The sequence below is a fragment of the Microbispora sitophila genome (assembly GCF_014892245.1).
Taxonomy (GTDB): Bacteria; Actinomycetota; Actinomycetes; order Streptosporangiales; family Streptosporangiaceae; genus Microbispora; species Microbispora siamensis.
In genome coordinates this window covers 21,404-35,587 of record NZ_JADBGC010000006.1, presented here as the reverse complement: position 1 = coordinate 35,587, position 14,184 = coordinate 21,404, and the positions used below count along the sequence as shown (strand labels likewise).

The following is a 14,184-nucleotide window of genomic DNA, read 5'->3' as shown; positions in this document are numbered from 1 at the left end:
ATCACGCCAGCACGGTCACACCGGCGAGGGCGACCAGCGTGACAAGGGCCGTCGAGAGGGCGCCCAGCGCGACGGCGCGGCGGCCGGTGCGCAGGAGCGCGCGCAGGCGGACCGCCGCTCCCATGCCGAACAGCGCGGCGGTGAACAGCAGGGTCTCCGCGGTCTTCAGCGCCGCCAGCGACGCGGGCGGCAGCACGCCGAGGCTGCGCAGGGCCGCCATGGCCAGGAAGCCGCCCACGAAGAGGGGTACGACGGGCGGCCTCCTGCCCTCGCCGGGAGTGGCCGTACGGCGGCGCCAGAGGGTGACCCCGGCGATGAGAGGGGCGAGCAGGACCACCCGGGTCAGCTTGACGACCACCGCGGTGGTGAGCGCCGCCCCGTCTACGGCCTGCGCTCCGTCTACGGCCTGCGCGGTGGCCACGACCTGGGCCACCTCGTGCACGCTCGCTCCGGCCCAGACGCCGAACGCCTCCGGGGACAGGTGCAGGAGGTCCCGGGCCTGCGGCAGGACGGCGATCGCGAGCGAGCCGTACAGCGTCACCAGGGCGACCGCGGTCATGACGTCCTCCTCGTCGCTGTCCGTCACCCCGTCCATGGCCGCGACGGCCGCCGCCCCGCAGATGGAGAAACCGGTCGCGACGAGCAGGGACAGCTCACGCCCCAGCCCGAGCCTGCGGCCGAGCCACTGCGTGCCGAAGAAGGTCGCGGTGACCGTCACCACGACCAGCAGCAGCACCGGGAGTCCCAGGGCGAGGACGTCGGGAAGGGCGAGCTGCGCGCCGAGGAGGACGATCCCGAGCCGCAACGGCCCTCTGGCGGCGAACTCGAGCCCGGGACGCAGGGCGGGTGAAGACGGGCCGAGGTTGGTCATGAGGGCGCCGAGGACGAGCGCCGCCATCAGCGGACTGACGGCGGGGACGAGCGCGTTGACGGCGGTGGCCAGGGCCACCCCGGCGGCCGTCACGAGCAGCCCCGGAAGCGGGGAACGGGCAGCGGTGGTCCGTGTGAGAGACGGAAGCATGCGGAGATCGTCGCGAAGTCCCATATGCCCCGGTAGCCACCGATTCCGCACTAGGTCATACGGTTGCCGTATGACCGTACGGTGGCCGGATCTGGCCAGCCTCGAACTGCTGCTCCTGGTGGCGGAGCAGGGCAGCCTCGGGAAGGCGGCGAAGCTGCACGGCATCACGCAGGCGTCCGCCAGCCGCAGGCTCGACACGCTGGAGCGGGAGCTGGGCGTGCCGCTGCTGCACCGCTCGACCACGGGCTCGCGCCTCAGCCCGCAGGGCCAGGTCGTCGTGGACTGGGCCCGCGCCACGCTGGCCGCGGCGAACGACCTGCTCACAGGGGTGCAGGCGCTTCGCGGGCGGACTGACGCCCGCGTACGGGTGGCCGCGAGCATGACCGTCGCCGAATATCTGATGCCCGGCTGGCTGGTGGCGCTGCGCCGCGTGCTGCCCGACGTGGAGGTGGGGCTGCGCGTGGTCAACTCCGGCGAGGTCTGCAGGATGGCGACGGACGGCGAGATCGACGCGGGCTTCATCGAGTCGCCCGTCGTGCCGCGGGAGTTGACCTCCTGGCCGGTCGCGGAAGACCGGCTCGTCGTCGTGGTGGCCCCCGGTCACCCGTGGGCGCGGCGCGGGGAGCCCCTGCGCGGGGAACCTCTGCGCGGGGAATCTCCGCGCGGGGAACCACTGAGCCGCGCCGACCTGGCCGCGACGCCGCTGGTGGTGCGCGAACCCGGCTCGGGCACCCGCTACGCCCTCGACCGCCTCCTGACCGGCCCGGACGTCGCCCCGCCGATCCTGGAGCTGTCCTCCAACGCCGCGGTGAAGGTGGCGGTGGAGACCGGGGTCGCCCCGGCGGTTCTCAGCCATCTCGCCGTGGCCGCGGAACTGCGCGACGGGCGCCTGATCGAGGTGCCCGTCACCGATCTCGACCTGCGGCGGCCGCTGTTCGCGGTGTGGCGGGCCAGGACCCGTCTGACCGGCCCGGCCGCCGAGCTCGTCCGCCTCGCCCGGACCGCCGCTCACGGCGCCCCGCGACCCTAATCCCACTCCCAGCGGATGCCGCGTACGCCGGGCCGGGCGCCGGTGTCCACCAGGTGAGCGGTCCCGAACGCGTCGACGCGCAGCTCACCGGCGTCCCCGGGCGGCGCCGACGCGTCCGGGGACCAGGTGTGGAAGCACCGCACCGGCAGCCGCCCGCCCGTGAACCGCACCTGCACCAGATGCTGCTCGACCGGGTCCCGCAGGCGCCGGTCGTACCGGTCGGCGGCGGCGACGGCGGTGACGTACTCGACGATGTGGGTCTCGCCGGGGGCGAGCGGGTGCGGGAAGATCAGCTCGGTCAGGGGGCCGGTCCCGTCGTCGTCGCCCCGGCCGGGCCGGCAGCCCTCGGTGCGCAGCAGCCGGGTGCCCGGCGGATGGGCGACCACGTACCGGTCCAGGCTCGGCACGGCGGCCCGCAGCACGACCCGGGCGCTCACCCGGTGCCGTCGGCCGGCGCCCACCACCACCTGCTCGTGGTGGCTGAGCACGATGAGCGTCTCCGGCCGCCGGCCCCGCGGGCGGGGCGGCCCGAGCAGGCCGATCAGTGCGTACTCCGGCAGGGACAGGATGGCTTCGAGCTCCCGGACCGCGGCGAGCGAGGCCGCGCGCTCGGGCCGCGACCGGCCGCGCTGCCAGTAGCTGAGGCTGGACAGGCTGACGCGGACACCCCGCTCGCGCAGCCGAGAGTGGAGGCGATCGAGGCTCAGCCCCCGGGCGCGGATGGCCGCCCGCAGGGCACGCTCGAAGGGCCCGGATCGGAGGACCTCCGCGAGCTCGTTGTCCACCACCAAGGCTCCTCCTCGGAAGCGCCAGGGCGGGAAAAACCGAGTATCACTCGCGACCGCTTAGCGGGCAAGAGGGCAATCTTCCATCGGACTACCGGATCTGTCGTGAAACCGGACCTTCGCGGGTACGCTCCATTCCCCGCCGCCACGGGGCTTGCCACAGGGAAGGAGGACGCATGGCCCGCTACGACGAGCACGACCAGGCACGGTGGGTGCCGGAGCCGCCGGGCAACCCCGAGCGGAGCGCGTTCGAGCGGGACCGGGCACGCGTGCTCCACAGCGCCTCGCTGCGCAGGCTCGCCGCGAAGACGCAGGTGGTGGCCCCCGCCGACTGCACCGGCCTGCACAGCCCCCGTACGCGGCTGACCCACTCCCTGGAGTGCGCGCAGATCGGCCGGGAGATGGGCAAGGTCCTCGGCTGCGACCCCGACCTGGTGGAGACGGCCTGCCTCGCCCACGACCTCGGCCATCCCCCGTTCGGCCACAACGGGGAGGCCGCCCTCGACGAACTGGCCGCGCCGTGCGGCGGGTTCCAGGGCAACGCGCAGAACCTGCGCCTGCTGACCCGGCTGGAGGCCAAGGTCATCACCGAGGACGGCCGCAGCGCCGGGCTCAATCTGACCCGGGCCGCGCTCGACTCGGTCTGCAAGTATCCCTGGGCCGGGTCGTCCTGCCGGGTCCCCGGCGTCCCGCTCGCCGGCGAGGGCCAGCCGTACTGCGTCTACCCCGACGACCTCCCGGTCTTCCGCTGGGTGCGGGAGGGGGCGCCCGATTACGCGCTCGGCTTCGAGGCGCAGATCATGGACTGGGCCGACGACGTGGCCTACTCGGTGCACGACCTGGAGGACGCGCTGACGTGCGGCCACGTCACCATGGCGGCCCTGCGGGACCCCGAGGAGCGGCTGGAGGTGTGCCGCCTGACGAGGGAGTGGTACGCGCCCGACGCCGGCCTGGAGGAGCTGTCGGAGACCTTCGCCCGGCTGCTCGCCGAGCCGCTGTGGCCGGCCGCCTTCGACGCCGGGCTCGCCGACCTCGCCGCGCTCAAGCGGCTGACCAGCGCGCTCATCGGCCGGCTGTGCCGCTCCGCCCAGGACGCCACGCGCGAGGCGTACGGCTGCCGCCCCACGCCCGGGGGCAGAGGCGGCCACGACCGGTACGACGCGGACCTGGTGGTGCCGAGGGCCACCCGCCTGGAGTGCGCGCTGCTCAAGGGAGTGACGGCCCGCTACGTGATGTCCCGGGAGGCCCACCACGCCGTCCAGGCCCGGCAGCGCGAGATCATCGCCGAGCTGGGCGACCTCATCCTGCGCGGTGCTCCGGCGACGCTGGAGCCCGCCCTGCGGCCGCAGTTCGAGCAGGCCGCCGACGACGCGGGACGGCTGCGCGCGGTGGTCGACCAGATCGCCTCACTGACCGACGCCTCCGCGATGGGCTGGCACCGCCGCCTGTCGGCCGCGACGCACCGCCTGAGGGCCGGCTGACTCGCCGGGCCGCCTCAGGGCCGGCTGACCGCGACGGACCGCTACAAGGCAGGCTGATTGCCACAGGCCGCCTCAGGGCCGGCTGACCCGCCGCGTGGCCTCGGAGCCGGTTGAGACCCGCCGGGCCACCTCCGCCGCCGCACGCACGAAGGCGGCCAGCGCCCGCGACCGCGCGTCCTGCGGCCAGGCCAGGACCAGCGTCGTCGGCGGCGCGTCGGCCACGGGCACGCCGACGAGGTCGTGACGCAGGTTCGCCCGGATCGACTCGGGGACGACCGCCACGGCCCGGCCGAGCGCGACGAGATGCATGAGCTGGCCGCTCTCGGCGATCCGGGAGAAGCCCTCCGGGACCGCCCCGGGCCACCGCGGCAGCGGCTCGCCGTCGAGGTCCGCCATCGACAGCACCGCGCGCCCGGCGAGCCTGTGCCCCCGCGGCAGCACCGCGACCTGGCTTTCCACCAGCAGCTCCTCGACCGCCAGGCCGGTCAGGTCCTCGCGCGGCGCGTGCAGCAGGGCGGCGTCGGCCCGGCCGTCCCGCACCATCGCGCCCCGCTCCCGTGCGCTGAAGACGATGTCGACGGTCAGCGCGCCCGGCGTGGCCGCGTACGCCGCGAGGATCTCCGGCAGCAGGTCCGCGTCCCCGCCCGGCTTGGCGGCGAGCACGAGGGAGGGCTCGCTCCGGCCGGCCCGCCGGGTCCTCCGCACGGCCGCCGACACGGCGGCGAGCGCGGCCTGGCCCTCCCGCAGCAGCGTCTCACCCGCTTCCGTCAGCGCCACCGTGCGGTGGTCGCGCTCCAGCAGCCGCACCCCGAGGCGGCGTTCGAGCTGCTGGATCGCCCGTGACAGCGGCGGCTGCGCGATGCCGAGCCGCCGGGCCGCCCGCCCGAAGTGCAGCTCCTCGGCCACCGCCACGAAATAGGCCAGCTCCCGCGTCTCCACGGTGTCGTCACCGGCGGTCATACCGCGAGGGTATCGCCCGTGACCGAGACGGTGTTGGGCTTCGCGGGGGACCCGGTGATGGGCTTGCCCCCATGAAAAGCATGAACAGCACCGACACCGTCGCCCTGGTCACGGGCGCGAACAAGGGAATCGGCCATGAGATCGCCAGGCAGCTCGGCGAGCTCGGCATGACCGTGCTGCTCGGGGCGCGCGACCCGGGGCGCCGGGACGAGGCGACCGCGAAGCTGCGGGCGGAGGGGCTGGAGGTCCACCCGCTGACGATCGACGTCACCGGCGAGGAGAGCGTGCGGGCGGCGGCGGCGCAGGTGGGGGAGCGGTTCGGCCGCCTCGACGTGCTCGTCAACAACGCCGGCATCTCGGGCGGAACGCGGCAGACGCCCGGATCTGCCGACCTCGGCGTCGTGCGCGAGGTGTTCGAGACCAACCTCTTCGGCGTCATCCGGGTGACCGACGCGATGTTGCCGCTGCTGCGGCGGTCGGCGGCGGGCCGGATCGTCAACGTGTCCAGCGGCACGGGGTCGATGACGCACATGACCGACCCCGGCCACTACTTCACCGGCAGGCCGAGCTTCGCGGCCTATCCGCCGTCGAAGGCCGCGCTCAACATGCTCACCGTGCAGTACGCCAAGCAGTTGCGCCCGCTCGGCATCCTGGTCAACGCCATCGCCCCCGGGCCGTGCGACACCGACTTCGCCAGGGATCTCGGCAGGTCCCTGCCGCGTACGGCGGCGCAGGGCGCGGCGGTCGCGGTCAGGCTCGCGACGCTCGGTGCGGACGGGCCGTCGGGCGGGTTCTTCGACGAGGACGGACCGGTGCCCTGGTAAGCCGTGCCCCGGTGACCGAGCTCACCTAAAGCGGGATGACCACGACCTCGTCGTCGTTGCCGCCGTTCTTCTTTTTCTTCGTGGGCGGTTTGGTCTCGTCCGGGGTGGGTGTGGGCTGCCTGGACGAGTTGGACGCGCACAGTTGGGTGCAGGGCGGGGTCGCGCCCATCTTCTTGCGCAGCGTGAGCATGGCCTTGCGCGGCGAGACGGTGCGGTTGCCGTCGTCCCAGGCGTCCAGGTAGGGCCACGGCGGCACGATGCCCCGCCGCACCCACCAGTACTGGGGCTCGACCGGCCAGGAGATGGCGAAGTAGAGGTTGCTCGCGGTGTCGCGCGCGTTGCCCGTGTTGCCCACCCGGCCGAGCAGCTGCCCGGCCTTGACCTTGGCGCCCGGCGTGACGTCCTGCTCCACGGAGTCGAGGTGACCCCCGAGGTACAGCACGCCGTCCTCGCCCTTGACCGTGACGAACCGGCCCTCCCGGTCGGCGCCGCGGTCCGTGGAGGGCGTCCAGAGGTTCTTGACGTTGACCTCCTGGACCACCCCGTCGACCGGCGACACGAACGCGCATCCCTTGGCCGCCCAGATGGTGGTCTTGGGAAGCACGAGCAGCTTGCGGGAGTACGACACCTTGCAGCCCTTGATGGGGAAGGCGTACGTGTAGGGGGACATCTTCGGCGGCGGGACCCGAACCGGCTCCTCACCGGGCGGAGGCACGACGTGGCCGGGCTCGGAGTCGTCCATGGCGGCCGTGACGCCGCCTCCCGGCGGCGGGGTGGGCGGCAGCGTGCTCACTCCCGCGACTCCGGCGGGCGCGCCGCAGGACGCCGCGACGAACGCGGCGCCGGCGAGGGCGGCCAGTCTCCCCGATCGCATGATCTCCACCTGGTCGACGTTACCGAACCTTTCCTTTGTAACGGACCAAGCCGCACATCACGACCGGTTCCGGAAAGTCGTGACATGTCCTCGACCACCCGTGGTGGGGCGTCCGGGCTGTCGGGGGCAGGCTCTAGACTCGCCAGCGTGGCAGGGCGAAGCGGTCGGATCAGTGACGAGGACATCGCGCTCGTGCGGGAGCGATCGCCGATCGCCGACGTCGTCGGCGAGCACATCCAGCTCCGCAACGCGGGCGGGGGCAACCTGAAGGGGCTGTGCCCGTTCCACGACGAGAAGTCCCCCTCGTTCAACGTCACCCCGGCCCGGGGCTACTACTACTGCTTCGGCTGCGCCGAGGGCGGCGACGTCATCACGTTCGTCCGCAAGATCGAGAACCTGACGTTCACCGAGGCCGTCGAGCGGCTCGCCCAGCGCGCCGGCATCCAGCTCCGGTACGAACAGGGCGGCTACGTGCCCGGCCGCGAGCAGGGCGAGCGGCTGCGGCTGATCGAGGCGCACCGCGCCGCCGCCGAGTTCTACGCCGAGAGGCTGTCCAGCCCGGAGGCGGCCCCGGGGCGGCGCTTCCTGTCCGAGCGCGGCTTCGAGCGGGCCGACGCCGAGCACTTCGGCGTCGGCTACGCGCCCAACGAGTGGGAGGCGCTGTCGCGGCACCTGATGGCCCGCGGGTTCACCTCCCAGGAGCTGATCAAGGGCGGCCTCGCCCGCGAGGGCAGGCGCGGCCCCGTCGACCGGTTCCGCGGCCGGCTCGTCTGGCCGATCCGCGACATCACCGGCGACGTCATCGGCTTCGGCGCGCGCAAGCTGCTCGACTCCGACGACGGCCCCAAATACCTGAACACCCCCGAGAGCCCGATCTACCACAAGAGCTCGGTGCTGTACGGCGTGGACCTCGCCAAGCGGGAGATCGCCAAGCGGTCCCAGGCCGTCATCGTGGAGGGCTACACCGACGTCATGGCCTGCCATCTGGCCGGCGTGCCGACCGCGGTCGCCACCTGCGGCACCTCCTTCGGGGAGGACCACATCAAGGTCCTGCGCCGGCTGCTGCTCGACCAGGCGGAGTTCCGGGGTGAGGTGATCTTCACCTTCGACGGCGACTCGGCGGGGCAGAAGGCCGCCCTGCGCGCGTTCCAGGACGAGCAGAAGTTCGTCACGCAGACCTTCGTCGCCGTGCAGCCCGACGGCCTCGACCCCTGCGACCTGCGGGTCAAGCAGGGTGACGCCGCCGTTCGCGACCTGATCGCCGGTCGCGAGCCGCTGTTCGCCTTCGCGATCCGCAGCATCCTGTCCCGCTACGACCTCAACACCAACGAGGGGCGCCTGGCCGCGCTCGACGCCGCCGCGCCCGTCGTGGCCTCGATCAAGGATCCGGGGCTGCGTAAGACCTACGTCGTAGACCTCGACCGCTGGCTCGGCTTCATGGACGAGGGCTTCGTCATCCAGCGCGTACAGCAGGTCGTGGGGCGGACGCAGGAGGGCGGGCGCGCCCCAGGTCGGCAGCAGGGTGGACAACAGGCTCGGCAGCAGGCGGCGCGCGGTGCCGCTCCCGGGGGGTCCGCCCCGGTGCGGCAGGAGCCGTCGGACCCCGCCGTCCGCCTGGAGGCGGAGGCGCTCAAGCTCGCCGTGCAGCGGCCCGCGCTGCTCGGGCCGGAGTTCGACGCGCTCGGCGCGGCGACGTTCACCCTGCCCGAGCACGTCGCGCTGTACGAGGTCATCGTGGCGGCGGGGGGGACCGCCGCCGGAGGTCCCGGCGGGCGCGAGTGGGTCGACCGGTTGCTGGAGCAGGCCGACGCCGGGACGCCGGACGGGACGGGCGTCGACCTGAGGTCGCTCGTCACCCGCTTCGCGGTCGAGGCCGTGCGCGCCGACGTCAACGTCGAGGAGCGGTACGGCGCGGCCGTCCTGGCCAAGATCCAGGAGGTCGCGGTCGGCCGGGCCGTCGCCCAGCTGAAGTCACGGCTGCAGCGGCTCAACCCGGTCGAGGAGCAGCAGGAGTACAACCGGCTGTTCGGCGAACTCGTGGCGCTGGAACAGCAGCGACGCGTGTTGCGAGAACGCGCCAGCGGGGCCTGAATAAACGTCCCTTTCCAGATCTCACAGCCGCCAAACATATGTTTTGATCTCGATTCGGTATTGACTTCCGCCTTACCTTGGGTGACAAAAATAGGCCTGCCATTTAGTGGTGCCTTTCCTGCACACTGTGTTGCGTGGGTGCATCGGTGCTGCCAAGCAGGCCGCCATCGGTAGACCAGGTGGCGGACCTCGTCGCGAAGGGAAGGGAACGCGGGAGCGTCACGGTTGACGACGTGGCCGCCGCGCTCGACCGATCCGAGTTGCCCGCCGACGCGCTGGAGCGCGTCGTGCGGATGCTCGCCGAGAACGGGGTTGAGGTCCTCGAGCCGCAAGGCGACGAGGAGCCCAGCAAGCCGGACGAGGAGGATGTCGGCAAACGCGCTCCGACCAGCGACCTGGTCAGGATCTACCTCAGGGAGATCGGCAGGGTTCCGCTGCTCACCGCCGAGGAGGAGGTGGAACTGGCCAAGGCCATCGAGGCCGGCCTGTTCGCGGAGGACAAGCTCTGCGAGAGCCCCGCCGCCAGGTTCGCCCGGCCGGAGCTGGAAGACCTGGTCTGGGAGGGCGTCCGCGCCAAGCAGCGGCTCATCGAGGCCAACCTCAGGCTCGTGGTCTCCATCGCCAAGCGCTATGTCGGGCGCGGAATGCTGTTCCTGGATCTCATTCAGGAAGGCAATCTGGGTCTCATCCGGGCGGTCGAGAAATTCGACTACACCAAGGGATACAAGTTCTCGACCTATGCGACCTGGTGGATTCGCCAGGCGATCACGCGGGCGATCGCCGACCAGGCGAGAACGATCAGGATTCCCGTGCACATGGTCGAAACGATCAACAAATTGGTCCGCGTGCAGCGGCAGCTTCACCAGGATCTCGGCCGGGAGCCCGCCCCCGAGGAGATCGCCGCCGAGATGGACCTGCCCATCGACCGCGTGGTGGAGATCCAGCGCATCGCGCAGGAGCCGGTCTCGCTCCAGGCGCCCATCGGAGAGGAGGACTCCGACCTCGGCGACTTCATCGAGGACGCCGACGCCGTGGTGCCGATGGAGGCCGCGGCCTTCATCATGCTGCAGGACCAGCTCGACGACATCCTGGCCACGCTGTCGGACCGCGAGCAGCGGATCATCCAGCTCCGTTTCGGCCTTTCCGACGGCCATCCCCGCACGCTGGAGGAGGTCGGCCGGGAGTTCGGTGTGACGCGTGAGCGCATCCGCCAGATCGAGTCCAAGACGCTGGCCAAGCTGCGCCACCCCACCCGGGCCCAGATGCTCCGGGACTACCTGGACTGAAGCCTCGACCGCGGACGAGCGCCTCCCGTTCTCTGGGAGGCGCTCGTCGCGTTCCCGGTGTCGCCCGGCGCGGCCAGGTGGACGTCGGCGTCTGGTGGCGCGAGGCGGGGCGCTGGAACGATCCATATGCGAGTCGTCCGGCGGGGTGTAACCATCGCCGGGACGACCTGGAAGGTGGATGAAGTGAGCGAACCCGCACTTCGGCCGAACGAGACGACGGTGCCGTTGATGCCGTGCGCCTCAGTGGAGGAGACCCTGGCGTTCTATGAGGCGCTGGGATTCGAGGCGACCTACAAACAAAGCAAGCCCTATGTCTATCTGGCGCTGCGGTGGAGCGGGTTCCAGCTGCACTTCGGCCCGGCGCCAAAGGGCCTGGATCCGGTCCGGGAGGAGTCCGGAGGCTGCCTGGTCATGGTCGACGCCGTGGCGCCCTACCATGCGTCCTTCGTCGCGGCGATGCGCCGGGTCTACGGGAAGGTGCTGAGTTCCGGTCTTCCGCGGATCACCCGTTACCGGCCCGGCGCGTCCCGGTTCACGCTGATCGATCCGTCCGGGAACTCGATCATATTCATCCAGCGCGACGAGCCGGCCGAGTTGGAGTACGGCGGCTCGAAGAAGCTGACGGGCCTGGCCAAGGCGCTCGACAACGCCCGGATCCTGCGCGAGTTCAAGAACGACGACCTGCAGGCCTTCCGTGCGCTCAAGTCCGCGGTGCGCAGGCACGGCGCGGACGCCTCGCCGGTCGAGCGGGCCATCGCCCTGTGTCACCTTGTCGACCTGGCCACGGTCCTCGGTGAGCCCACCGATCCCTGGCTCGCCGATCTGCGTGGTCTGGAGCTCACCGCTGACGACAGGCAGCGCGTCGAGTCGGAACTCGGGCATCTCGCCGGACTTCGGGAGTGGCTCGCCTGAGCTGTGTCTGGGGGGAGCGAAGTTGAGGCCGGGCCGCCGGATAGCCTCGGGGGTGTTAACGGTCGTCGTACGCTGGCGGTGCTCCCTTGACCTCTCAGAAGCCCTCACTGTCCCGCCTGTTCGGCCTCCGGCTGCCCCGTGAGGTCCGTACGGCTCTCGCCCTGCAGAGCGGCGAGCGGCCGATCAGCCACGCGCTGACGCCGGAGGGCGGCCACATCGTCGCCACCACCCTGGCACTGCACCTGCCGGACGGGCCGCGCCTGCCGTGGCACCTGATGGACAAGGCCGTATGGGACGAGGAGGGCGTGACGGTGACGATGACGGACGGAGCCGTCCACCGGGCCCTCCTGCCGGAGCCGGGCAGGCTGCCGGAGACGATCCGCGAGCGGGTGACCTCGACGATCGTCGCGAGCCGCCATGTGACCATCAACGGCCGCGGGGGAGTACGCCTGGTCGCCCGCCGCATTCCCGGCTACGACACCCCGCGCTGGGAGTTCATCTTCGACCCCGGGCTCGACGCCGACGACCCGGGCCTGCGCGCCCACGCCGAGCAGGCCCTCGAAGAGGTACGCCGCAGCCTCGGCGTCTGATCGACCCGCCGCGCCCCGCCAGAGCGGCGGGCCCCGGCGTGATGCCGAGGGCCCGCCGATGGTGCGTCACGCACCGTCCGGCCCGGCCCTCCGCGGGGAGGCGGAGCCGGGCCGGAGATCTGTCTGGTCTCGGACCGTCCACGGGGCGGGCCCGGCCTCGGGGATCGCTCAGGGGATCTGGTCGGCGCCGGCCGGCCAGCCGGTGGCCGTGCCGACCCGGTCGGACCTGTCGGCCTGCTCCCAGGTCTCCGTCTTCTTCAGGAACGGCACCTTGTCGCCCGCGAAGTCCTTGGCCTTGCCCGCCACCTTCGAGGCCTGGGCGCCGACCAGCCCCGCCGCCTCCTGCACCGTGGGGCTGTCCGCGAACCGCTGCGCGAAACGCTTGATCTGCTCGTAGCGCTCACGCCCGGCCCGCGTGCCGAGGACGTAGCCGACGGCCAGCCCGGTGGCGAACATCGCCTTGTATCGCATCTTCCACCTCCGCGCTCGTGTTCCCCGCCCCCCTACCCCGAGGGCCTGTCTCTATCCAACAGCAGCCGCTCCGGCCCCGCCCGGGCGGGCTCCCACGGCCGTCCGGGCGCTCTTTGCCGTACGTCGATCAAGACCCGGCGACTCGCGGACGGAATCGATGTGACAGACACCCCCCGGAGTGCGCTAATCTAGTTCCGCGCCGCAAGGAAAGCCGAAAGGCCGGAACGAGCGGAGCAGAGCAGTAACAGCAGTACACAGCACGATCCCGTGTAGCTCAATCGGCAGAGCAGCCGGCTGTTAACCGGCAGGTTATAGGTTCGAGTCCTATCGCGGGAGCCTTTCACCCCGGGGCGGTGGTCACAGACCACCGCCCCGGGGTTTTTGTGGTCCACATGCGGGTCGCCGTAGCAGCGGTCGCGTCCTACAGACCGTGCGGCCGGTCAGGCGAGCGGTGAGTTGCGCACCGCCTCTGCCGTACGGGATCAGGATGGCCGGGTGGCGCGGTGGGGGACGCTCCGGATGCGCCGGTGTGTGGATTTGGCGGACAAATCCGGGGACTTCGCGGAAAATGTGATCGCCGTGGCCGTACCGGTCGCGGCTGCCGCGGACCACGGACGGCGCAGTGGGGTGAGGGCCACTGCGGAAGGGTGTCACCGCCGGCCCGGAACCGGCGCGGGGCGCCCGTGAGCGCGAAGTGTGTGGCGGTCGTGCTGACTTGGCGTAAATCGAGGAAGAACCCCGCGCCCGTACGGGAACGCGGGGAGGAAATCGACAGGCGGGAGGCGGAGAACTTCATCCGGCTCCACCACGCGGAGAACCCCGTGGCGGGCCCGGTGGAGCCCCGGCTCCGGGAGGTCCTCGCGGAGATCGACCAGACGGGGACGTACGCGCACACCACGGGCGAGCTGACCTTCGGCGCGCGGGTGGCGTGGCGCAACAGCAGCAGGTGCATCGGGCGCCTCTACTGGCGGTCGCTGCAGGTTCGTGACCGGCGGCACGTGGACACCGCCGACGGCGTGGCCGAGGAGAGCGTCGAGCACCTCAGAGCGGCCACCGGGAAGGGCAGGATCCGCCCCACGATCACGGTGTTCGCCCCCGACCGGCCGGGGGAGCGGGCGCCGCGGATCCTCAACGACCAGCTCATCCGGTACGCCGGGTACACCCGCGAGGACGGTTCGGTCCTCGGCGACCCGGCCAACGCGGAGATCACCAAACGGGCCCTGCGGATGGGCTGGCGGGGGGAGGGCACGAGGTTCGACGTCCTGCCGCTGGTCGTGGAGGCCAAGGGCGCCCTGGTCCTGCGGGAGGTGCCGCGCGAGGTGGTGCTGGAGGTGCCTCTCCGGCACCCGGTCTTCCCGTGGTTCGCCGATCTGGGGCTCAGGTGGCACGCCGTGCCGGCGATCTCGAACATGGCGCTGGAGATCGGCGGCGTCACCTATCCCTGCGCGCCGTTCAACGGCTGGTACATGGGCACCGAGATCGGCGCGCGCAACCTCGCCGACCGGGACCGTTACGACCAGCTCCCGGTGGTGGCCGAGCGGCTCGGCCTCGACACCTCCCACGATCGGACGCTCTGGCGCGACCAGGCCCTGGTGGAGCTCAACGTCGCCGTGCTGCACTCCTTCGCGGAGGACGGCGTCACGATCACCGACCACCACACCGAGGCGCGGCGGTTCCTGACCCATCTGGAGCGGGAGGAGCGCAGCGGGCGCGTCTGCCCCGCCGACTGGTCCTGGATTGTGCCGCCCCTGTCCGGCGCCGCGACGCCGGTCTTCCACCGCTACTACGAGGACGTACGGCTCACGCCGGCCTACGTCCACCGCCCGCCCGTGGTGTAGAACATAGTTCGGGTTAAGGAG

At 72.0% G+C, this 14,184-nt stretch carries 13 protein-coding genes and 1 tRNA gene; 9 read left to right on the top strand and 5 right to left on the bottom strand.

Annotated elements, in window-relative coordinates:
* Position 1 precedes the first annotated feature (1 nt).
* The gene (locus tag IL992_RS12285; RefSeq protein WP_193203480.1) at positions 2 to 1,021 is read right to left on the bottom strand and encodes a YeiH family protein; all 1,020 of its coding nucleotides are present in this window, start codon (positions 1,019 to 1,021) and stop codon (positions 2 to 4) included.
* Between the two features lie 70 nt (positions 1,022 to 1,091).
* Here IL992_RS12285 and IL992_RS12280 point away from each other — a divergent pair, with 70 nt between their 5' ends.
* Positions 1,092 to 2,051 carry a LysR family transcriptional regulator gene (locus IL992_RS12280; RefSeq protein WP_193203479.1) on the top strand — a complete coding sequence of 320 codons (960 nt, stop codon included), beginning with the start codon at positions 1,092 to 1,094 and terminating at the stop codon, positions 2,049 to 2,051.
* Here the strand turns inward: IL992_RS12280 and IL992_RS12275 are convergent.
* Entirely contained in the window at positions 2,048 to 2,839 is a 792-nt protein-coding gene (locus IL992_RS12275; RefSeq protein WP_319018503.1) for a hypothetical protein, read from the bottom strand. The two genes, IL992_RS12280 and IL992_RS12275, sit on opposite strands and share 4 nt — an antisense overlap.
* Positions 2,840 to 3,012: 173 nt before the next feature.
* Between IL992_RS12275 and IL992_RS12270 the strand changes: the two genes are divergently transcribed.
* Positions 3,013 to 4,317, top strand: coding sequence for a deoxyguanosinetriphosphate triphosphohydrolase (locus IL992_RS12270; RefSeq protein ID WP_193203477.1), 1,305 nt, complete (start codon positions 3,013 to 3,015; stop codon positions 4,315 to 4,317).
* 72 nt (positions 4,318 to 4,389) lie between these two features.
* Here the strand turns inward: IL992_RS12270 and IL992_RS12265 are convergent, their stop codons facing one another.
* Positions 4,390 to 5,277 carry a LysR family transcriptional regulator gene (locus tag IL992_RS12265; RefSeq protein WP_193203476.1) on the bottom strand — a complete coding sequence of 296 codons (888 nt, stop codon included), beginning with the start codon at positions 5,275 to 5,277 and terminating at the stop codon, positions 4,390 to 4,392.
* A gap of 71 nt (positions 5,278 to 5,348) precedes the next feature.
* On the opposite strand from IL992_RS12265, the gene IL992_RS12260 reads away from it, so the two are divergent.
* Complete coding sequence (locus IL992_RS12260; protein ID WP_404804748.1) at positions 5,349 to 6,101, top strand: SDR family oxidoreductase; 753 nt, start codon at positions 5,349 to 5,351, stop codon at positions 6,099 to 6,101.
* Positions 6,102 to 6,126: 25 nt separating this feature from the next.
* Here IL992_RS12260 and IL992_RS12255 read toward each other — a convergent pair whose 3' ends face one another.
* Positions 6,127 to 6,975 carry a M23 family metallopeptidase gene (locus IL992_RS12255; RefSeq protein ID WP_193203474.1) on the bottom strand — a complete coding sequence of 283 codons (849 nt, stop codon included), beginning with the start codon at positions 6,973 to 6,975 and terminating at the stop codon, positions 6,127 to 6,129.
* Positions 6,976 to 7,122: 147 nt separating this feature from the next.
* On the opposite strand from IL992_RS12255, the gene dnaG reads away from it, so the two are divergent.
* The 4 genes from dnaG (at position 7,123) to IL992_RS12235 (ending at position 11,854) form a co-directional block, all read left to right on the top strand.
* Positions 7,123 to 9,066, top strand: a complete 1,944-nt coding sequence (dnaG, locus tag IL992_RS12250; RefSeq protein ID WP_319018502.1) for a DNA primase — start codon at positions 7,123 to 7,125, stop codon at positions 9,064 to 9,066.
* A gap of 146 nt (positions 9,067 to 9,212) precedes the next feature.
* Positions 9,213 to 10,352, top strand: a complete 1,140-nt coding sequence (gene rpoD, locus IL992_RS12245) for an RNA polymerase sigma factor RpoD (RefSeq protein ID WP_319018533.1) — start codon at positions 9,213 to 9,215, stop codon at positions 10,350 to 10,352.
* Positions 10,353 to 10,580: 228 nt separating this feature from the next.
* Positions 10,581 to 11,264, top strand: a complete 684-nt coding sequence (locus IL992_RS12240; RefSeq protein WP_226872870.1) for a VOC family protein — start codon at positions 10,581 to 10,583, stop codon at positions 11,262 to 11,264.
* Positions 11,265 to 11,350: 86 nt separating this feature from the next.
* Positions 11,351 to 11,854 (top strand): hypothetical protein, encoded by a 504-nt coding sequence (locus tag IL992_RS12235; RefSeq protein ID WP_226872843.1) that lies wholly within the window; start codon positions 11,351 to 11,353, stop codon positions 11,852 to 11,854.
* Positions 11,855 to 12,022: 168 nt separating this feature from the next.
* On the opposite strand, the gene IL992_RS46105 is transcribed toward IL992_RS12235, so the two are convergent.
* Positions 12,023 to 12,325: a YtxH domain-containing protein gene (locus tag IL992_RS46105; protein WP_226872842.1), complete on the bottom strand. Its 303-nt coding sequence runs from the start codon at positions 12,323 to 12,325 to the stop codon at positions 12,023 to 12,025.
* A gap of 263 nt (positions 12,326 to 12,588) precedes the next feature.
* On the opposite strand from IL992_RS46105, the gene IL992_RS12225 reads away from it, so the two are divergent.
* Both IL992_RS12225 and IL992_RS12220 read left to right on the top strand, forming a co-directional pair.
* A tRNA-Asn gene (locus IL992_RS12225) sits at positions 12,589 to 12,661 on the top strand.
* 347 nt (positions 12,662 to 13,008) lie between these two features.
* On the top strand, positions 13,009 to 14,163 hold the full coding sequence (locus tag IL992_RS12220; RefSeq protein ID WP_319018501.1) for a nitric oxide synthase oxygenase: 1,155 nt from the start codon (positions 13,009 to 13,011) through the stop codon (positions 14,161 to 14,163).
* Positions 14,164 to 14,184 lie beyond the last annotated feature (21 nt).